Genomic DNA, 19784 nt, shown 5'->3' with positions numbered 1-19784 from the left:
TTTAATTTAAGAAACTTTGAGGAGGCAATCATAATGAACAAAACAGAAGCTTTGGGATTGATTGAAACAAAAGGGCTTGTCGGGGCTATTGAAGCGGCCGACGCTATGGTTAAGGCTGCCAATGTTTATCTGATTGGCCGGGAATTTGTGGGCGGCGGTCTTGTAACCGTCATGGTGCGCGGAGATGTGGGCGCTGTCAAAGCGGCTACCGACGCCGGTGCCGCTGCTGCCCAACGTGTCGGCGAGCTGATCTCGGTTCATGTTATACCGCGCCCTCATGGCGACGTGGAAATGATACTACCCGCGGCTAAGAAAGAAGTACCCTAATTTATTATAGTAAAGAGTTCACTCTTGGCGGGGAAAATTCATTTTAGCAACACTTTTTGCAAATAAATGGCAATAGATTAAAACCTTGGAGGCCTTGCAAATAGCAGGGCCTTTTTATAATTAGCGGATTTTTAACACAGTTTCAGCAAGAAATTAGCAGCAGAAGTATTTATTCTGCGAATAAAAGTATGCTAAAATTTTGCGATTCGTGATGTAAAAAAAGAGAATAGGCTTATAGTTATCATCAGAAGCGTAATAAAATAGAAGCATATGCTGATAGGGCTATGATTTGAATGACGTTATTTATCTGACAATAAACGTTTATAACAAATTAGGATAATGAACATAATATTGTTAGATTTTAAATCACTGCCATGCTCTTTCCTAATTTTCTCTTTTGACATTTAATTAGGTCCTGCTATAATGTAAGTAAATTATTACTTACCTAGTGAGTTAAGGAGAACAGCAAGATGAAGACAATTCCTCAAGAAAAGAAAGTGCGTGATTCCCAAAAAACACGAGTAGCAATTCTGGACGCCGCTGAAACGGTTTTCGCTCAAAGCGGGTTTGCCGGCGCAAGAATTGAAGTCATCGCCAAGACCTCAGGCTACAATATCGGCCTAATTTTCAGGTACTTTGGCGATAAGCTCGGCCTCTATACTGAGGTGCTCAAGCGTTCGGATCTGGAAATTAGTGGAGTTCTGTCCGGTATCTTTACACCCTTGCTCCTTGATGAAACGGTTGCCTCCGATGACCATCAATTTAGGACCTTGCTCGAAACGATAATTCGAACCTTTTTTGACTATTTGCTCGCACACCCGCACTTGGTACGCATTTTAACCTGGGAAATGGCTGATGGCTGGCAGATGTTCGCCAAAATTGCCGGCCAATTCCCAAGTGAGAATAGTGAGCAATTCGAGGCATTCTTTCAAAAGACCTGGAGAGCAGGTCTGCTTAGGTCTGATTATGCCCCCAAGATTCAGTTTTCCTTAGTTATGCAGATTTGCCATGTATATCTGGCTTATCTTCCTTTAAATCAGATGTTACTTTCAGGTGAGGAATCCTTGGTAAAAGCACGGGAGTATCTCGTAAATTTTATCATTGCCGGGATAATGAGAAAATCTGAATAAGTAAACAATAACTTAAAATCATGTTAGGAGGGATATCATGGATACCACAACGCTTAAACTATTATTTGCCAACTATGAGAATTTACGAAAACAAGAGCACTTAACCCGCCAACAGCTTGAGTCCTATCAGGCACAGGAATTTAAACACCTTCGTGAGTATGCCTATGCAAATTCGCCTTTCTACAGGGAATTTCATAAAGGTCTTTTCGACGCTCCCTTACAAGACCTTCCGGTGCTGACCAAATCAATGCTGATGGAAAACTTTGATGATTTGGTTACAGACCGGGCAATTCATCTCCAGGATGTCAAGGAATTTGCCGCCAGCAAGCAAGGAGATGAGCTTTACCTTAATCGTTATGTGGTCCATGCAACTTCCGGCAGCACAGGTAATCCAGGATTGTTTCTCATGGATTCCGACGAGTGGATTACCGCGCTGGCTTCTTCTTTTCGCGGCTTTGAAGAAGCCGGCGTTAAGATGAATCCCAACCAACCTGTCAAGATGGTGCAGATTACTTCAACAAACCCCACGCATATGTCGAGCGGGGGTGCCACAAGCATGGGAAATATGGGAATACCAATCAGACAACTGACTGCGAGTGAAACAATCCCAACCATGGTGGAAAAATTGAATGCCTGGCAACCGGAATTGCTGCTTGGATATGCTTCTATAATTCGCATCCTGGCTGAGGAGCAGCTTGCCGGTCGTCTCCGGATTGCGCCTTGCACCATAATCAGCGGTTCTGAGGTGTTGACTCCGGAAACACGACGCCAAGCTGTACAAGCCTGGGGTAATGTGCTTTTCAACATGTATGGAACTACCGATTGCGGTGCAATCGGTGCTGAATGCCAACAACATCATGGAATGCATCTTCAGGAAGACCTCGCCATCATCGAGGTTGTTGATAAGAACAACCGTCCCGTACCCGAGGGCGAGTATGGAGAGAAACTTCTTGTCACTGTCCTTTGGAAACGTGCACAGCCGTTAATTCGCTATGAACTTGATGACAGTCTGCGCCTCTCCCCGTCTCTATGCTCATGTGGGCGTCCCTTTAGACTGATTGAAGAAATCCAGGGGCGTGTCCATGAAATTTTATCTTTTCCCAGCGCGACTGGCGGAAATGTAAAGGTTCATCCGATAGTCTTCCATAATATCATGGATACATTACCGGTGAATGGGTGGCAGGTAGTACAAGAGGCTGATGGTTTACATCTCTTTTTGGGCGGCCTGCACGGGACGTTCGATGAAGACGGGCTTTTAACGGCTGTAAAACAAGCACTGATAAAGCAAGGGGCGGCCATACCGAATATTGAGGTGCAAAAAGTACCTTCCATTCCGCAAGCTGCATCCGGTAAAACACCTTTAGTAAAGTCTAACTTATCCCATAGCTGAGAGCATACTCCTCTTTAAGGCAACTTAATTTGGGATAGATAATGGCCAAGCCGATGAACTTCTTTAAAAGTCAAAAATAGCCGTAATTTTGAGCGATGCCAAAATCCGGCTGCTGAATGTTTAAGGTTGGCGATAAGGTTGTCTATCCGATGCACGGTTTTGGGTTAAAATTTTGCGATGTGCTGTGCTAAAAAGTTTTTAAAATGCTGCAATTTCAGGTGCGATTTTTGATTTTCACGCCAAAAGTGAACCCCGTAATTATCTGGAACCGGCATCTTAGTCATTAATAGAAGTTTAGGAACAGGGGCCAGGACTTTCTTAACGGAAGTTTTGGCCCCTGCCTGTTCAGGGAGAGAATTTTTATGCTTGGTGTACGGTGGCGGCATGGACAGGAGCAGGAAAATTAAAGCCGTGGCTATACAGGGGGGAAACCCACGTCTAGCCACGGCTTAGTGCAGAAACTTATAAATACTCCTTAGGTCGGCGTCCTATGGCCGCTTGTGTTGTCGAGATGACATGTTCAAACAATATATTTCATGAGGCGTGTACCATAATCCGTGATCTTATAAGAAATGTTCAGCTTCCCGTTCTGATCGAGCGTGACGTTCGTTTGCTCGATCAGGCCGGAGGCCGTTAGGGTCAGGAGATAATCTTGGACGCCTTTTTCACTGACACTCCGGTCCAAGGGGTATTCCTTTCTGAGAAGTTCCAGGAGTGTTTGATTGGAGATGTTTTCGTTCTGATAAATTGCCTGTACGGCTCTGAATTTGACCGGTATTTGACTCATAATTAAAGCTCCTTAGCGAATGTTCAAATTTAATAAGTTCTTGGGGTTGCCGATGGTGAGGATAGTACCCAGGGAGATGACAATAACTCCGATAATAAGGTTGGGAGTCAGGCGCAGATCGTTTAACAGCCAGCCGAAAAACACCGACCAGAGGGCAAAGGTCACACTTAAGCCCATGGTCCGGCCCACACCGGTCATATTCATGGCCCGGTACCAGGATAAAAAGGAGGTTCCGCCCACTAAAGCGATGAGAGCGATATACCAGCCCGAGGGGGTAGTAAAACTCTGGCTCAGAATCCGGAAAGCGCCCCCTCCGGCTAAAGGAAGGATGATACAAATATAGATGAGAAAAGAGGCGGCTTCTCTGATACCGATGGCAATATCCGAATCGACCAAATCCATTCCGTAAGTCGACAAGACTCCCTCCACGGCCCAGCCAATGGCACTGACTACGGCCAGAGCAATGCCGAGATAAAAGTGGGGGTAGGCCGAGCCGTCGGGCGGGACAAATCCCACCAGGAAAGAACCGGCAATAGCCAAAAGAAGGCCGGCCCAAACGCGCAGGGAAATTTTTTCTTTCAGAAAAACAGCTCCCAGAACAGCGCCGATAGCCGGATAAGCGGCCGTGATCGCCGCCGTATAAGAAGCGCCCGCGAAATAAATCCCCAATAAATTTCCGGACATACCGATAGGGCCGCCTAAAATAGCGGCAATTATGATGATTCTGGCGGGCCGGGTCTTTAAGGTGCGCCCATAATCGCGCCATTTGCCGTGCAGGACATTATAAATAAAAAGCCAAAGCGCGGCAAAACCATCGTGAATACAGGCCCCGACTAAAGGAGCGGCAAAAAGACTCATCGTATTTGCGAAAGGCGCCAAGCTGAAGGCCATTCCCAGCAATACTCCGTCCAAGCCCCAAGCGGCACCTGACAATAATCCCCTGCCAACTCCATTTTTAGCAAAAGCCAAGTCTCTTTTCTGTAAAAGCTGTTGTGCTTGTTGTGCTGTTTGATCCATTTTCTTTATGACTCCTTAAGTTCATGAAAATAAGATAAGTTATATACTGTAGCCTAGAGAGCGGTTCTTTGCGAACAGGTTTTTTTAATGGCGCGGATAAATTCCTTTTCAGCTAAAGAAAGATGGTGGCGATTGGACCAAATTAAGATGACCGAAACTTCCAAATCCGCGTCTTTGATCAGGATCTTTTTTATTTTATTGGCTTTGAGAAATTCGTCAGCCATAAATTGCGGGACAAAAGCTATGCTTTCGCCTTGGGATAAGATTTTTTCCATCATTTCCAAATTATCGACGCGGTAAGAAACATTGATTTCCCCAAATTTACGCAAAAGACTGGATACGCCGCAATTGGTGATGTACTCCGTGTTGTATAAGAGGATGGGCAAGTCAAGCGCTTGCTTTAGAGGTATGGATTCCAAGTTGATTTTGGAGTTGGCCCCGGTAATGATGACAAATTTATCGGAAAAGAGTTTTTTGCAATTAATATCTTTGGACTGGCAAAATTCCTCAGTATCTAAAATAATGCCAAAGTTAGCCTTGCCGGTCCGCACGTCCTGCAAAATGTTATTGGATTCCCCGACTTTGAGCAGAGTATTAACTTTAGGATGATTGCGCTTAAAGGTTGTCAGGATATCAGGCATGATGGTTATATTGACACCAGGGTCCGCCGCCGCTGAAATATTGCCGTTAAGTTCGACAGAGTTGCCTTGGGCAATAGATTTGATATCATCAATTATATTCAGGACTTCTTTAGCCTTGAGAATGATCAATTCGGCTATCTCCGTTAAATGAGCACCGGAATTGGTCCTTGTCAGCAAAACTACCCCCAGCTCATCTTCAAGCTTGCTGAGAGCAGAACTAAGAGCAGGTTGTGATATGTGAGCGCGTTCGGCTGCAAGCGAAATGGACTTGGATTCCTGGACGGCAACTAAATAAGCTAATTGTTCAAGACGCATATTCTCAACCTTCTTTTATATGGATTTTGGTCGTAGAAAATGTTGAAACACATTACTAATTATATTATTTGTGATTTGAATTACAACTAAAAACGGCTCAAAGCTCAACAAACTACAATAATTTTAGTTATACGGGATATAACGACTAAGTATTTCACAGAAAAAGTCTTAACCCGTATAATGCATTTCAAGTACTAATTATTACAAGAACAAATACATGACGGAGGGAAAGAAATTTGGCAAACAACGGGGAGGGATGCAAAAAAATAGTAAAGAAAGGTAAAGTTTAGGGTAAAACAAAGGTAAAGAACGGTAAAAAAGTATAAAAACACGTTTTTAAACCAATTCTGAAAGTAGAAAATTTAATAAAGAGAGGCTAAGTATATGGCTGTATTAACAAATTCAGAGACAACCGCTTCAGAGACAATCGCTGCGACGAGTGAAAAGAAGCATTACTTAGATGAAGCACGGATGTGCTTGGAACATTATAAGTTTTTAATTATTCTTGCTCTGGCCTATGCTTTCGACCAAATGGATTTATTTACTTTTTCCTTTGTTGCTCCCGCTCTGACCAAACACTGGGGTGTTTCCATGGAGTGGATCGGAATCGTTAACTCCTGCACCTTCGTGGGCATGCTGTTTGGCTGTTGGTTTGGCGGCTGGCTGTCCGACGTCATTGGCCGGAGAAAAGCATTTTTGTTTTCAGTGGTCTTTTTCTCCACATTTTCCATCCTCAACGGTGTGGCACCGAACAAAGAGTTATTTTTAGTTTTTAGAACCCTGACAGGTTTTGGGATTCTCTCCATGGTTGTCGTGGCCATGGTTTATATCACGGAAATTTTACCGGCTGCTTCCAGGGGAAAATGGCAGGCCATATCGCTGGCCACCGGGCTGCTAAGTGTCCCTTTAATCGGACAGATAGCCGAAAAAATTGTGCCCAGCAGCCCCAATGGCTGGAGATATATTTTCTTTATTGGTGGAACAGGTTTCATTATCTTCCTTTTGGCTCTGAGCTGGCTGAAAGAATCTCCCCGCTGGCTGATCACCAAAGGCCGCTATGCCGAAGCCGAAACTGTCATCCAAAGATTCATGACAGGGGTTAAGGTTGACATTAAGAATGAAGCTAGTATTCCTGCTGCGGGTTCGGTGACTAAAAAAGAAGCCGGAACCGTGGAGGCTCTCAAAGAGATATTCAGCCACAAGTATGCCCAGAAAACCAGTGTCTTAATTATTATGGTTTGCTGTATTACTGTGGGATATTTCATGTTCTTTGCCTGGATGCCTACTTTGCTGAATGAATTTGGCTTCTCTTTGGACGATGCCCTGTGGATGTCCGCTCTGGTGTCCTTTGGCAGTCCTATCGGCAACTATTTGGCGGCTGCCTTTACCGATAAAGGCGGCAGAAAGATCCCGATCGTGATTTACAGTGTCTTGGTTGGAATTCTGACCATTATTTTCGGTACTCTGAAGATTCCTATGGTTATCGTCGGTATAGGCTTTTTCATCCGGGTGCTCATGGATGGCGTTTTCGTTGTCATGTGGTCTTACCTCGCCGAATCATACCCCACACACATCCGCAACAGCGGCACCGGCTTTATTTACAGTACAGGCAGACTTCTGACCGCTGTGGCCATGGTCGTTGTACCCATGATCTACAAGGGTTTTGGCTACGCCACCTTGTTCTCGATTATCGGTGTCATGTTCTTGTTAGTAGCGGTTACCACCGGACTTTGGGGCGAGAAAACGGCCGGACGTTCTCTGGATGAAATTTAGGTATAAAAAATATAAAATCATTCGAGGAGTTGAGATGAAATTATGAAAAGAACAGCGCTTACCAATAAATTATTGGTTTTAGGTGTCGATGGCATGGACCCGAGAATTAGTAAGAAATTCCTGGCAGAAGGGAAAATGCCTAATTTACAAAAATTCATCGAGCGTGGAGCGGCGCGGGAAGATATCCGTCTTCTGGGAGCAATTCCGACGATTACCCCTCCTTGCTGGACTACTCTGGCCACCGGCGCTTATCCGGGAACCCACGGCATTACCTGTTATTGGCGGCAATCTCCGGAAAGCCTCGACGCAGTTGTCTACAATATGGATTCCCGCAATTGTCTCGCCGAACAAATTTGGAACATCTCCGCTGAAGCGGGTTTGAAGACCTTAGTTTGGCATTGGCCCGGGAGCTCCTGGCCGCCAAGCTCGCACAGTGAAAATCTCAGTGTTGTGGACGGCACGCAGCCCGGTTCGGTTAACATGGGAGTTGCCCAGCTTGATTGGGAAAAGGTCATTGTCGCCACTCCGGACATTAAGGAAGTGCGCTATGCTCCCAGAGTAGATAAGCCGGCAGGCGTAGGCTGCATCATTACTGATTTGGAAGACACTTTGGACAATGACGTTGATGATGAAATGATGGAACTTTGGTGGGGAGACACAGCCCGCCAAGGCGGAGAAATCCGCACTTACGTGATGGATGACGAAGATACGGAAGTTGTCATCGGCAGCAAGGTTGCTTACGATATTGTCAATTCTCCTCTTAAAGAAGCAACGGGTTGGGCTAATGCTCCGGAAGGGGCCAAGGAATTTACGGTTTTGACTTCCGGCGGCGTTATGAGACGCCCTGCCTTGATCCTTAAAAATCAAGCCGGCGAGTATGACCGGGTAGCTGTTTATAAGAATAAAAAAGCAGAGACACCGCTGGTTATCTTAGAAAAAGATAAAATGGTCACCGGGATTATTGACGACGTAACTAAAAAAGAAGTTACCAAACCCGCCTGCCGTTCCATGAAGATCTTAGAACTTGATCCGGCCGGCAACAAAGTGAGATTATGGATCAGCAATGCCCTGGATATCTCCAACGACCAATTGTGGCATCCCAAAACCTTCTATCAGGAGATTGTAAAGAACGTCGGAGAAGTTCCGCCTGTCAGCTTGATCGGCGGGGAAGACGACGAATTAGTCCGTGAAATCTTTGAACCCTCCTGGGAACTCTACAATCAATGGCAAGCCGATTGTCTGAATTACAGCATTAAAGAAAAAGGGTATCAAGTCATCTTTTCTCATCTGCACAACATTGATTGCGCCGGCCATCAGTTGTGGCATCTGGGCAAGACCCTGCCCTCATGGGATCACACCGATGAGAAAACGTATCAGGCTTTTATTGAGAAGTTCTACGTGCAAACCGATAAGTATCTGGGCGAATTCCTCTATTTGCTGGATGAAGGCTGGACGATCCTGGTCTTAAGCGACCATGGCCTCATTGTCGGCGAGAACGTCCCCCCGATTATCGGCGAGTATGGCGGTCTCAATACCAAGGTTATGGAAGAACTGGGCTACACGGTCATGAAAAAAGACGAGAACGGCAATTCCATCCGGGAAGTCGACTGGGAAAAGACCAGAGCCATTCAGATTCGCAGTAACTATATCTATATCAATCTTAAAGGCCGTGACAAATACGGAATTGTGGACCCGAAGGATAAATATGATTTAGAGGAACAAATCATTTCCGATTTATACAATTACAGAGATGAGAGAACAGGTAAACGGGTTATCGGCATCTGCCTCAGAAACAAGGATGCCGTCTTAATCGGCACCAACGGGCCGGAGTGCGGCGACATTTTCTTCTCGGTCGAAGAAGGCTACAACCGCTTGCACGGGGATAGCATCTCCACTTCGGAAGGTTATTTTGAGACCTCCGTGTCTCCGATTTTTGTCGCGGCAGGTTCCGGGATCAAAACCGGGTTTACAACAGAGCGCACAATACGTCAAGTCGATGTCGCGCCCTCCGTTGCCGTTTTGCTGGGTCTGCGCTTCCCCGCCCAGTGCGAAGGAGCTCCAATTTATCAGATTTTCTCCGAAGAAGTATAATTTACGTGCTATAAGCAGCTATCAGAAAGTAGCACACTGATAGCTGCTTTTTAATCGAACTGAAAAAAGCCGCAGCCTAAGGCAGGATGCGCGGGATGTTGAAGGACCCGCCCGGATAATCTTTAAGGAGTGATACTATGTCTTTGCAACAATTAACCTCAAGCCGTTTTGAAGAAGTTATTTACGACGATGGCGCAGCCTGTTTGGTGATCTTTTCGCGCAAAGGCTGTCATGTCTGCCAGGAAGTCGTGCCTATGCTGGAAGAATTGCAGCCGCAATATGCCGACAAATTTGCTTTCTTTTATGTGGATGTTGAGGAAGAGAAAAACCTGTTCCAGAGGTTTTCTTTGAAAGGAGTCCCTCAGATTCTCTTCTTCCGGGATGGAGAGTATCAGGGGAAACTTGCCGGCAACGTTGAGGCGGAAGCTGTCGAAGAAAAAATTGCCGAGGTTCTTGAGACGGAATAAGCGAAGGACGTTCCAGCAGAAAAGGAGTAGAAATCATGGCTAATACCTATGACCTGATTATTATAGGCGGCGGACCTGGAGGATTGTCGGCAGCTATTTATGGTGGCCGGGCCAAGCTTAAGACTTTAGTGATCAATAAAGGAACGATCGGCGGTTTGGTCAATACTACCCGGGAAATCGTCAATTATCCGGGATATGTTCACATCAGCGGCCCGGATCTGATGAAGGATTTTCATAACCATGCCCAAAGCTTTGGCGTGGAGTTTCTCAAGGATGAAGTGGTAAACGTCGATCTTTCGCACGAAGAGAAAGTAATTTTCACGAAAAAGGGCAAGATGCTTTCCGGCAAGGCGGTGATTATTGCCTGCGGCAGCGAGCCGCGGCTGCTGAATATTCCGGGTGAAAAACGGCTGCGGGGCAGCGGGGTTGCCTATTGCGCCACTTGTGACGCGGAGTTCTTTGCAGGGGAAGAGGTTGTCGTCGTCGGCAGCGGGGATCAGGCTATTGAAGAAGGAATGTATATCACCAAGTTTGCCCGCAAGGTGACTGTGCTTGTTTTGCATGATCAAGGCGTTCTCGACTGTAATAAAGTGAGTGCTGAAAGAGCCTTTAATAATGAGAAAATGGAATTTATCTGGAACTCGACGATTGAGGAAGTTCTCGGGAAGGACCAGGTAGCAGGCGTAAAAATCAAGAATCTGAAAACAGGCAATTCCACTGAGCTCGCCTGCCAGGGCGTATTTTTCTTTGTTGGTATGCTTCCCTCGACGAAGTTTCTCCAAGAAAGCGGTCTGAAGATTGACGCCAAAGGCTATATTCCCGTGAATGAACTCATGGAGACCAATCTTGAGGGAGTTTATGCCGCAGGGGATAACCGTACCAAATACTTGAGACAAGTGGTTTCTTCCGCGGGTGACGGCGCGACAGCGGCTGTCGCCGCCGAGCGGTACCTTGAAGAGCTCAATGTTTTCAACAATAGTGTTCTGCAAAGCGAGAAAGACGTTTTATTGTTATTTGAAAATGCTTTAGTTAATGAAAGCTTAGAGTTTGGTACCCTGTTGGCAGAGGTAGCCGGAGGAGAGGGCCGGAATTACAAAATCGTCAAAGTTGATACGGCGACTAAGAAAAACCTGGCCCAAAAATATGAGATTCAAGCGGTACCCGCCGTTGTTGTCCTGAATAAGGGAAAAGAAATTAAACGTCTGGTCTGCAGTATGGATAAAGAGCAGCTGAGGGCTCAATTGGGCTAGTTATGCTGCGAATGATAGATCCTTGGGGTCGGGCAGCTTCGCCCACATCGCTCACTCAACATTCCGAGGCTCGCCCACGCGCTTGCGAGGGAGCTCCGCCAAACCTCCGGGCAATACCTGAGGTGAACCAATGGCTCCGCTTCCCCTCGCAAGCTTTGTGGGCTTTACCGCCTCTCCATGAAATGAGTTCGCTTTTGTGGGCGAAGCTGCCTTCCTTTTGGGTCTTTAGATTTTTGGAGCGGAAAATATAACTTCATTAATACTTTCTGCCGGCACAAGAGCAACCGCAGACGCTTGCGCCGGAGGCTTCTCCGCGCTGACCCGCGCGCAGAGAGTTCCTTCGGGTGCCGTTAAGTTTTTTTATTTATCCGCTGACTAAGCCGCTCTAAGACTCCCGCTTCGGCAAGCAGTGAGTTAAGAGCGGCTTAGTCCCAGGATAAGTGCGACTAAGATTCAGATGGAGGTAAAACTCCACCTGAATCAAGTCTTCTTTATAAGTAGGAGCGTCCCGGAAGTTAACTTCAGGGACGCTCCTATTGGTTTGCTTGGGAGCGGGATGGGCAGGAAAGCTTGAAAAATTAACATTAATCTTATCAGGGTCAGTGACATTTTAGTTCCCAATCCTGTTTCAGGCAGGAAAAGGGAGGTCATCGTGGAACTGATATGATATATACTGATAGGCCAGGGCGGTTTTTCTTAAAGGACAGTTCGGATAAGAGGAGGCTGGGGTAGTATGGCAGTAATTGTCGTACATAGGGTTACAGGTCAATATTACGCCTTGGTTGGTACTGGATATTCATTTTACAAAGATTCCAGGCCAAGTTTTTTAGGAGGAGTTTTATTTCCCCATCAAGAAGAAGGAGAATTTAAGGGTGCTGCAATAGCTGATGAACAGGGCTCAATCAGTTGGGTGCATACGAGTGAACTTAAAGTAATAGAAGTAGACGGAATTAAAGTAGGAGAGCTGCTCAGTCCTTATGCAGATATGAATTCCAAAACCGGCTTGTTGGGCGAGTTTTGTTCGTTTTGTGGAGCAGGGGTGTCCGAGCAGGAAAAAGTGTGTCCCTTTTGTAAAAGTCGCTTAAGGGAGTCTGATTAAAGAATTTAATGTATTAGATTTAATTTATTATACGAAAATTAGGCTTCAGCTTTAATCCGGTGGTAGGTTATTGGAGTCTGAAGTGTTTAATGCGCCGAGAGGGGACAAGTATCCTCTTTCGGCGCATTTTTTGGGGGCTGAACGATAAAGCATGGACCTCTTTAAGAGTGGAATCACTGAAACGGTTTTAATACTTCCTTAAAGTTTATCCGCTGGCTAATCCGTTCTAAGACTCCCGCTTCGGTAAGCGGTGGGTTAAGAGCGGATTAGTCCCTGGATAAGTGCGACTAAGATGCAGCTGGAGTTAAAACTCCACCTGAATCAAGTCTTCTGTATGTGCTTTTGCGGCTGCCGGCGCCTGCTCCGCACAGGCCAAATCAATTTTTTATCTTTAACTTTCAGCTGATTTTCAGCCTGCTTTCAGCTGTTACTAAAGTTATTATTGCATAATGTCTCTATACCAAGCGGATAGGGGTCTGAGTTCCTGCCTCCTGCTTCGTGCTGATACATAGGCGAAGAAAGTTTTGACGTTAAGGCAGCGAGCGGGTTTTGCCTTCTTTGTTTCCTAATCCGTCTATGTCCCAGGCAGAGGGGATTCCCGCTGAGATAATGGATAAGACCTTACTGTAAGGAGAGAGTGTATGAAGAAAAAATGGGCAGTCCTTGGAGTTATCAGTGTTCTGGTTTTGGGAGGCGGATATTGGGGTTATCGTCATTTTGCCGTCAAACCTGCTGCGACACCATTAGCTACCGCCAAAGCACAGCTGGGAGACGTTAAAAAAGTAATCACTGCCACCGGAACTGTCAAATACCCGCACGCGATTACTCTGACATTTCCGACAAGCGGAAATTCCTCTTCAGCGGGAAAAATTGTGGAACTCAATGTTAAGGCGGGGGACGTTGTCAAAGCGGGGCAAGTTCTTGCCAGAATAGACGATACTAAACTAAAAACCTCCGTCTTACAGGCGGAAGCTAACGTAACTTCCGCAGAGTCGAGTCTGCAGAACCTTAAAGACTCGTTTAATGAAAAAACATACGCGGATGCCCGGGCAGCTTTAGCCCAGGCCCAACAAAGCTTAACCTCCGCTCAGCAAAAAGCAGCTCCAAGCTACTTGGCCAACCAAGTTACTCTGGCGGAAGACAATGTGCAACTGGCCAGCGACAATTTGGCCTCGGCTCAACAGAGCGGCAACTCTTCTTCAATTCAATCAGCTCAAAACGCTTTGAGCACGGCTATGGATTCTTTGACTTCCGCCCAAAACCTGCAGAATGGCGGAGCAGCCAAAGCCTTAGCTAGTGCTCAGGCGAATGTTGTATCGGCTCAGTACCAAGTTGACCAGCAGGCTCAAGGTCCTAAGGCGGCGGATCTTAACTCATCCCAGGCAAATATTCAGATAGCTCAAGCTTCCTTAGCCAGTGCCCAGGCAGATCTGGGCAATGCGGCAATTGTTGCGCCGGTGGATGCGGTGGTTGTCAGCTGTCCTCTTGAACTTGGTCAGGATTCCGACTCTACTTCGATTATTACCCTTACTCCGGTAGGAGATAAGTTCGAAGTGGACGCGTCTATAGACCAGGCAGATATTACGGAGTGCAAAGTAGGCCAGAAAGCAGATATTACCCTTGATTCGAATCCTGATCAGGTTATCAGTGGGACGGTCACCTCCGTTGCCTTGCAAGGGTCAACGACTTCGGATGTTACGACCTATACTGTTGCCGTAACGGTCGATCAGGACAGTGACTTGCTGCGTGCCGGCATGAACGCCAACGTGAGCCTTATAGTGGCTCAGGCCAAGAACGTTTTGACCGTCCCCAGCGAAGCGCTTAAAACTGAAAATGGGCAAACCGGTGTAACGGTTCCTGAAAGTTCGGCAGACAATGCCGGGCAAGACAACTCCTCTAACGGTTCAACGAGTAACGGTTCAACAAGTTCCGAGACGGGCAATTCCGCAAAGACCGGAAAAGATACGAAAGAAAGCGCAAAGCAAACTACGAGTTTTATTCCGGTGGAGATTGGCCTTGATGATGGAACGAATGTGGAAATTAAAAGCGGTCTGAAAGAAGGCCAGGAGGTTATCACCGGTACAAGCGCAAGTACAAGTACAAGTGCGACGACCTCTGCTGCCAAGTCAAATTCTAATTTAGGCGGTTTATTAGGCGGTCCCGGTCCCGGGGGCGGCGGTCCTCCGCCGAACTAAATAAAGGGTTCGTCCAATTTTCAGAAAAATAATATACGCCAAGGTATTGTTTGGCGGCAAAAAGCCGGTTTTTCCTTGAGAGCAAGGAAAAACCGGCTTAATTAGTCTAAAAGACTTGGGTTTGAGCCGCGTCCCAGCAAGTGATTCATACATAAGCTAAATTGTCTATACTCAGGACTTTGGCGAGTAGTTCATGGTTATGCAAAAGATCGATAATTAAGCGTTCATTTTTAGTCTGAGCCGTTTGAGCGTGGGTTAAAATATTGAGGGACCGTTTAATTGGCGATTCCTGGATAGTCAGTTTCTTAAATATTTGGTGTTCGCATTCCTGACATACTGTCAAAGCGGAAATAATCGTCATGCCCAGCCCTGCGGCTACGACTTGTTTTATGGCGTGGGTACTGCCCAATTCCATGGTGATATTTAGATTGTCAGGGTCAAAGCCGCGTTCGCTCAGGGCTAATTCTATGACTTTGCGTGTGCCTGAGCCGACTTCACGGGCTATCATTAGTTCGTTGGGCAATTCAGCTAAGGTTATATTGTCTTTTTTGGCCCAAGGGTGATGATAGGGGATAACAACCACTAATTCATCCTCCCAGAAGCTTTCGATCTGAAGCTCCTTATGAAGATAAACAGGCCCTTCAATTAAGCCAATATGCAGGCGTTTTTCCAGGACTTCCTGGGAGATAACTTCAGTGTTGGCAATTTTTACTCTAAAATCAATATCGGGATGCAGCTGATTGAGATAAGTCAGGATCGGCGGCAAAACATATTCTCCTATGGTAAGCGTAGCACCCAGGTTGACAAGTCCATGTTCTTCGTCCCTCAAGGTCAGGATAGTCTCTTGCATATTCTGAAATATCTCCAGTACCTGACAGATGTGTTCATAGAAAACCTGACCGGCCTGGGTCAGGCTTACTCCCTTGTTGGTTCGTTCCAAAAAACGCGCTCCATATTGGCTTTCTAAGTTTTGAATCTGCAGGCTGATGCTCGGCTGGCTCATGTGCAAACGTTTGGCTGCCAGAGAAATATTTTTAGTTTCTGCAACCTTTTTGAAAATAAGCAGTTGTTCCTCAATCACCAATTTTCCCTCCTCATAGTTTCCTCGCCAAAATGGATTAGTTATGAACGACAGAAAAACAAGAACCGCAACTCCAATTACCCCAAAGATTTGCCGCTGGTCAAGCCTAATCTCAAGGTAAAAGATGGGTTCTAGCAAGAAAATAAGTGTTTCCGGCTACATTGAAACTAGAGCCGGAACAGCATAGAATATTAATCAACCCGAAAAATATTTGACTATTCATAGAATAAAGCTTAAGATACTATAAGTAAAATTACTACTTGTTATTTGAATGATAAATATATCTTATCATTTATCCGCTGATTAATCCGCTCTAAGATTCCCGCTTTGGCAAGCGGTGGGTTAAGAGCGGCTAAGTCCCTGGATAAGGGCGACTAAGATTCAGATGGAGTTAAAACTTCACCTGAATCAAGTCCTCTTTACCTCTCCCCAAACAAGAATCAGTTAAGGATGCCACATCCTTGGAAAAGGGTGATTAATTTGGACCAACGTCTTCTCACCTTCATAACCGTGGCGGAAGAAAAAAGTTTTTCGCGGGCAGCTAACGTTTTACATATTACGCAGCCGGCAGTTACCCAGCATATCCGGAATTTAGAGTGTGAGTTTAATGTCATTCTCTTGGAACGGGGCAAGCGTTCGGTTAGCCTGACGAAAGCGGGCAAAATTGTTTTTCACCAGGCCAAGCAAATTCTGACTCATTACAAAGAGACTAAACGTTTAGTGGATGAATTGCTTTACGGAGACAGTGGGAGCATAGTAGTCAGCGCCAGCTATACTTTCGGCGAATACATTTTGCCCTCGGTTCTCAGGCGGTTTCAGAAAGCTTATCCACACATTACCTTTATGGTCAATATTGTCAATAGTGATGAGGTCATTCATCAGGTTAAGAGCCGGGAGGCGGATATTGGGATTATTGAAACCGACTTTTTATCCAGCGAAAACCTGAAGGTTGTTCCTTTTGCTCAAGATACCGTCAGCTTTATCGCCGCGGCAAACTCTAACTTTTATGCCGGCGAGGTACCTACTCTGGACGAATTGACAACGCAAACATGGATTTTAAGGGAAAAGGGATCGGGAACACGGAAAGTTGCCGAACGAGTGCTGGAAGAGTTTAAGATAACTCCGGCTCATATTCTGGAATTAGGGAGCACGCAAATTATTAAAGAAGCGGTGGAAGCCGGGTTGGGTATTGCGCTTCTTTCCAATTGGACCGTGCGTAAAGAGCTGACTTTGAATACTTTGAAATTAATTAATCCGGTCAATTTCTCCCTGGTAAGATCCTTTTCCTATATTTATCTGCCCTCGGAGTGGCAAACGAAAACGATCCAGTTGTTTGCGGGATGTTTAAGCGAAATTCCGGGGTTCTGACATGAGTGTTTTATGCCGGCATCTTAGAGAAAGAAGTGCCATATAGCTAATCCGCATAAATTGTTGGAAGAAATATTCCTATTTTTAGAAAATTTAAATAACCTGGTGGTGTGTAATGAAAACTTTAAAAGTAATGTCAATTATCGGCATCATCTATTTTTTGTTTTGCTTATTGGCCAACATTGGCTTAAGTAAATCTGATCCGGTTGCTGCCGCAGGATGGGGCCTGCTAAGTATTTTCTATGCAATACCTTTCAGTATTGTAGTCTTAATCCAAGCCCTCAAGAAACCGCATAAAGCTCCATCAGAACCTGATATAATTTTGGCAAATGACCTGAAGGAACAGGGGGAATCGCCAAAATCAGAACTTGGTTCCCCAAATCGCCAAATACTTAAGGTTGAGCCTGAAGAGGTAAAAATTAACGAAGGTCTAGAATCGCAACAAAGCTATGAGGTATTTAAGCGCTTAAGGCTGCGATGGCTGCCTATTTGGCTAGTGATTAGTCTCATCATTACCTTAGTCATAATGGGTATTGCAAAGGTTAATTTTAAAAATCCACTTATCAACAACCTTATGGAGCTAATTCCTTATGTCTTAGCTATTATCTGGCTATTATTCAAGAAAAGAAAGCTCAATATTCAATTGATGAGCTTAATTGGGAAACCCCCGAAAAGGTATAAATGGTGGAAATTAATACTTGGAGTTTTGGTGGTTCTTTTATTCTCACTTGGCTCGGCCTTTGTTCTCAATTACTGCCTATCGTATTGGGCGCCGCATTTTCTGCTATCTCATTATAATGAGCCCAAACAAGCATACTCCACATTTAATGAGGTATTTAAGCTATTTGTGGCGGTACTCGTAGCTCCTTTTGTTGAGGAACTCTTTTTCAGGGGTTTAATGCTGCATCGGTTCAGCGTCAAATGGAATATTCATGTTGCAATTATACTGTCATCTATTCTATTTGGTATCTTACATTTTAACTTTATTGGCATTACTATGGTTGGCTTTATTATGTGTATTGTTTATTTAAAGACACGAAGCTTGATACCAACCATGATAATGCACTCATTAAATAATTTATTAGCCGAGTCAATCACTTTGTTAGGCAGTAATGGTGCTAAAACGCCCTTAACGATTGACAGCATGAGATCGACATTTTGGTCGGGAATTGTTCTGATGGCAATGACCGGGCCCTTTCTTGTTTATTACATCTACCGTAATTGGCCAAAGAAAGACGATGATTTACCATATTTTGCAAAACCTTTCAGTGATGATTTTTAGGTTGGGGCAGTGTTTGAGGTTGTAGTTGTATTGTTGCTTTTTGGGATTCGTTTTGTAGAATGCTCTCTATGGATGTTTCCTGATCTTGGGTAATTGTGCCGTTGGATACCAAAGTATCTAAGGGATCTAAGACAAAAAACAAAAGACTTAAAGCTCTTCCAAGTTCTCTAAATGTTTTGTAAGTGAAATGGAGGAAAAATAAATGAAAGTAGCAGTTGCACAAACAAGACCTAAAAAAGGAGATATTCTTCAAAATCTCCATGAACATTATAGATTAATTAGATTAGCTGCCGATAATGGAGTTAAACTAATTGTATTTCCTGAAATGTCTATTACAGGATATCAGAGAGAATTAGCTAAAAATCTCTCATTTACAGAAAATGACTCTCGATTAGGTAAATTGAGGGAACTGGCTGTTGATAACAATATAATTATTATTGCAGGTGCCCCGATAAAAATGGATTCAGGATTGTATATTGGTTCCTTCGTTATATTTCCTGATAATTCTATTTCAATTTATACAAAGCAGTTTCTTCATACTGGAGAGGATGAATTTTTTAGATCAAGTTTTGACTATAATCCAATTATAAAGCTTGACAACGAAAGGATTTCCTTGGCAATTTGTGCGGATATTGACAATCCTGTTCACGCAGAGAATGCAAATAAAGTAGATTGCACAATTTATGTTGCAAGTATTTTCTTTACACCAACGGGAATGACAGAAGCTTATAATTTACTGAGTAATTATGCAAAAATGTATTCTATGAATGTACTAATGTCAAATTACTGTGGGGAATCTTGGGGTCTTGAATCTGGTGGAAAAAGTGCACTGTGGTCTAATAAAGGTGACTTAATAGCTGGACTAGATGTTTCAAGTTCTGGATTAGTAATTGGACAGAAAAGTAAAGATATATGGAGAGGAATGATTATAAAAGATTAGTAATTGTAGGGTCGAGGTTAAAAAAGCGACTCAAAAAATTCCGAAACTTACACTATGCGGAACTCAAAATTCTATACTTTAAAGACATATATGCACAGTGGAAGCCCCAATTATATTCAATGTCATTAACTTAAGAGGTCAGTATAGATATCAATTCGCTAGAGGGGATGGTACCAACGAAGTGAAAGTTACGCTGGTATTACCCCCTCTATCGTGATTTGGTGAATAAATCCTTATTTGGATTCCGAGAAAGCGAATCCTATAAGGATTTGCTTAAACTGTTGTTAGAGTTAAGAAGTCCCAAGCTGTCTAAAGATTTTAAACCCTCTTCTATTTGCGAAATCTTAATGAAAGCATTGCCTCCTTTGCTGGAAGAAGAATTAGGGTCCCTATCCGACTTGCTGGAGGAAATGGACCAGATTACAGACCACCTGGAAGAATTACAAAACCATTTAAAAGAACTTAAGAAGATTGAAAAAGTCTACGATACTTAGGGCTTGCTAACCAAACCCTTTAATCAAGCAAAAAACCAAAATCTGTAACTATAAAATACCTCTTCAAAAATTGGACAAAAAGAACTCTGAGCTTATGCTCCAAGTTCATGACAAAGAATTGCATGCTAATCATACAC

The 19784-nt window shown here is 44.5% G+C and carries 18 protein-coding genes; 14 read left to right on the top strand and 4 right to left on the bottom strand.

The window, feature by feature from the left end; all coding sequences use genetic code 11:
• The first annotated feature begins 33 nt into the window (after nt 1-33).
• The 4 genes from eutM (at nt 34) to REC12_RS26520 (ending at nt 3038) form a co-directional block, all read left to right on the top strand.
• A complete protein-coding gene (gene eutM, locus REC12_RS15705) occupies nt 34-327 on the top strand; it encodes an ethanolamine utilization microcompartment protein EutM (RefSeq protein ID WP_308896091.1) in 294 nt (97 codons plus the stop codon).
• A gap of 470 nt (nt 328-797) precedes the next feature.
• The gene (locus REC12_RS15700) at nt 798-1457 is read left to right on the top strand and encodes a TetR/AcrR family transcriptional regulator (RefSeq protein ID WP_308896089.1); all 660 of its coding nucleotides are present in this window, start codon (nt 798-800) and stop codon (nt 1455-1457) included.
• A gap of 37 nt (nt 1458-1494) precedes the next feature.
• Nucleotides 1495-2847, top strand: coding sequence for a phenylacetate--CoA ligase family protein (locus REC12_RS15695; RefSeq protein WP_308896088.1), 1353 nt, complete (start codon nt 1495-1497; stop codon nt 2845-2847).
• 116 nt (nt 2848-2963) lie between these two features.
• Nucleotides 2964-3038: a CarD family transcriptional regulator gene (locus REC12_RS26520; protein ID WP_374214217.1), complete on the top strand. Its 75-nt coding sequence runs from the start codon at nt 2964-2966 to the stop codon at nt 3036-3038.
• 329 nt (nt 3039-3367) lie between these two features.
• On the opposite strand, the gene REC12_RS15690 is transcribed toward REC12_RS26520, so the two are convergent.
• Genes REC12_RS15690 through REC12_RS15680 form a run of 3 tightly spaced genes read right to left on the bottom strand, consistent with a single transcriptional unit; the run spans nt 3368 to nt 5607 of the window.
• Nucleotides 3368-3634 (bottom strand): hypothetical protein, encoded by a 267-nt coding sequence (locus REC12_RS15690; RefSeq protein ID WP_308896086.1) that lies wholly within the window; start codon nt 3632-3634, stop codon nt 3368-3370.
• 12 nt (nt 3635-3646) lie between these two features.
• A complete protein-coding gene (locus tag REC12_RS15685; protein WP_308896084.1) occupies nt 3647-4651 on the bottom strand; it encodes a DMT family transporter in 1005 nt (334 codons plus the stop codon).
• 53 nt (nt 4652-4704) lie between these two features.
• Nucleotides 4705-5607, bottom strand: coding sequence for a LysR family transcriptional regulator (locus REC12_RS15680; RefSeq protein WP_308896083.1), 903 nt, complete (start codon nt 5605-5607; stop codon nt 4705-4707).
• A 384-nt stretch (nt 5608-5991) separates the two neighbouring features.
• On the opposite strand from REC12_RS15680, the gene REC12_RS15675 reads away from it, so the two are divergent.
• From REC12_RS15675 to REC12_RS15650, 6 genes are all read left to right on the top strand, one after another.
• Complete coding sequence (locus REC12_RS15675) at nt 5992-7380, top strand: MFS transporter (RefSeq protein WP_308896080.1); 1389 nt, start codon at nt 5992-5994, stop codon at nt 7378-7380.
• Nucleotides 7381-7422: 42 nt separating this feature from the next.
• Nucleotides 7423-9471 carry an alkaline phosphatase family protein gene (locus REC12_RS15670; protein ID WP_308896079.1) on the top strand — a complete coding sequence of 683 codons (2049 nt, stop codon included), beginning with the start codon at nt 7423-7425 and terminating at the stop codon, nt 9469-9471.
• A 137-nt stretch (nt 9472-9608) separates the two neighbouring features.
• Nucleotides 9609-9938, top strand: a complete 330-nt coding sequence (locus REC12_RS15665) for a thioredoxin family protein (RefSeq protein WP_308896077.1) — start codon at nt 9609-9611, stop codon at nt 9936-9938.
• Nucleotides 9939-9973: 35 nt separating this feature from the next.
• The gene (gene trxB, locus REC12_RS15660) at nt 9974-11188 is read left to right on the top strand and encodes a thioredoxin-disulfide reductase (protein WP_308896075.1); all 1215 of its coding nucleotides are present in this window, start codon (nt 9974-9976) and stop codon (nt 11186-11188) included.
• 733 nt (nt 11189-11921) lie between these two features.
• Complete coding sequence (locus REC12_RS15655; RefSeq protein WP_308896073.1) at nt 11922-12287, top strand: hypothetical protein; 366 nt, start codon at nt 11922-11924, stop codon at nt 12285-12287.
• A 641-nt stretch (nt 12288-12928) separates the two neighbouring features.
• Nucleotides 12929-14482, top strand: coding sequence for an efflux RND transporter periplasmic adaptor subunit (locus tag REC12_RS15650; protein ID WP_308896071.1), 1554 nt, complete (start codon nt 12929-12931; stop codon nt 14480-14482).
• 145 nt (nt 14483-14627) lie between these two features.
• Here the strand turns inward: REC12_RS15650 and REC12_RS15645 are convergent, their stop codons facing one another.
• The gene (locus tag REC12_RS15645) at nt 14628-15560 is read right to left on the bottom strand and encodes a LysR family transcriptional regulator (RefSeq protein ID WP_308896309.1); all 933 of its coding nucleotides are present in this window, start codon (nt 15558-15560) and stop codon (nt 14628-14630) included.
• A gap of 483 nt (nt 15561-16043) precedes the next feature.
• Between REC12_RS15645 and REC12_RS15640 the strand changes: the two genes are divergently transcribed.
• From REC12_RS15640 to REC12_RS15625, 4 genes are all read left to right on the top strand, one after another.
• Nucleotides 16044-16931 carry a LysR substrate-binding domain-containing protein gene (locus REC12_RS15640; protein ID WP_308896069.1) on the top strand — a complete coding sequence of 296 codons (888 nt, stop codon included), beginning with the start codon at nt 16044-16046 and terminating at the stop codon, nt 16929-16931.
• A gap of 115 nt (nt 16932-17046) precedes the next feature.
• Nucleotides 17047-18213 carry a CPBP family intramembrane glutamic endopeptidase gene (locus REC12_RS15635; RefSeq protein ID WP_308896066.1) on the top strand — a complete coding sequence of 389 codons (1167 nt, stop codon included), beginning with the start codon at nt 17047-17049 and terminating at the stop codon, nt 18211-18213.
• Nucleotides 18214-18415: 202 nt separating this feature from the next.
• Nucleotides 18416-19153, top strand: a complete 738-nt coding sequence (locus REC12_RS15630) for a carbon-nitrogen hydrolase family protein (protein WP_308896064.1) — start codon at nt 18416-18418, stop codon at nt 19151-19153.
• Between the two features lie 281 nt (nt 19154-19434).
• Nucleotides 19435-19647, top strand: a complete 213-nt coding sequence (locus REC12_RS15625; RefSeq protein ID WP_308896061.1) for a hypothetical protein — start codon at nt 19435-19437, stop codon at nt 19645-19647.
• Nucleotides 19648-19784 lie beyond the last annotated feature (137 nt).

The organism is Candidatus Desulfosporosinus nitrosoreducens (assembly GCF_030954495.1).
In the GTDB taxonomy this organism is placed as follows: domain Bacteria; phylum Bacillota; class Desulfitobacteriia; order Desulfitobacteriales; family Desulfitobacteriaceae; genus Desulfosporosinus; species Desulfosporosinus nitrosoreducens.
Note: the sequence above shows the minus strand (reverse complement) of the source record. Positions and strands in the feature narration are given on the sequence as shown.

What these genes read in the sequence shown, in the direction of transcription:
- REC12_RS15630 (WP_308896064.1), top strand. Translation starts at nt 18,416, where the DNA reads ATGAAAGTAGCAGTTGCACAAACAAGACCTAAAAAAGGAGATATTCTT.
- REC12_RS15685 (WP_308896084.1), bottom strand. Translation starts at nt 4,651, where the DNA reads ATGGATCAAACAGCACAACAAGCACAACAGCTTTTACAGAAAAGAGAC.
- REC12_RS15665 (WP_308896077.1), top strand. Translation starts at nt 9,609, where the DNA reads ATGTCTTTGCAACAATTAACCTCAAGCCGTTTTGAAGAAGTTATTTAC.
- REC12_RS15670 (WP_308896079.1), top strand. Translation starts at nt 7,423, where the DNA reads ATGAAAAGAACAGCGCTTACCAATAAATTATTGGTTTTAGGTGTCGAT.
- REC12_RS15700 (WP_308896089.1), top strand. Translation starts at nt 798, where the DNA reads ATGAAGACAATTCCTCAAGAAAAGAAAGTGCGTGATTCCCAAAAAACA.
- REC12_RS15680 (WP_308896083.1), bottom strand. Translation starts at nt 5,607, where the DNA reads ATGCGTCTTGAACAATTAGCTTATTTAGTTGCCGTCCAGGAATCCAAG.
- REC12_RS15675 (WP_308896080.1), top strand. Translation starts at nt 5,992, where the DNA reads ATGGCTGTATTAACAAATTCAGAGACAACCGCTTCAGAGACAATCGCT.
- REC12_RS15690 (WP_308896086.1), bottom strand. Translation starts at nt 3,634, where the DNA reads ATGAGTCAAATACCGGTCAAATTCAGAGCCGTACAGGCAATTTATCAG.
- REC12_RS15655 (WP_308896073.1), top strand. Translation starts at nt 11,922, where the DNA reads ATGGCAGTAATTGTCGTACATAGGGTTACAGGTCAATATTACGCCTTG.
- trxB (WP_308896075.1), top strand. Translation starts at nt 9,974, where the DNA reads ATGGCTAATACCTATGACCTGATTATTATAGGCGGCGGACCTGGAGGA.
- eutM (WP_308896091.1), top strand. Translation starts at nt 34, where the DNA reads ATGAACAAAACAGAAGCTTTGGGATTGATTGAAACAAAAGGGCTTGTC.
- REC12_RS15650 (WP_308896071.1), top strand. Translation starts at nt 12,929, where the DNA reads ATGAAGAAAAAATGGGCAGTCCTTGGAGTTATCAGTGTTCTGGTTTTG.
- REC12_RS15635 (WP_308896066.1), top strand. Translation starts at nt 17,047, where the DNA reads ATGAAAACTTTAAAAGTAATGTCAATTATCGGCATCATCTATTTTTTG.
- REC12_RS15695 (WP_308896088.1), top strand. Translation starts at nt 1,495, where the DNA reads ATGGATACCACAACGCTTAAACTATTATTTGCCAACTATGAGAATTTA.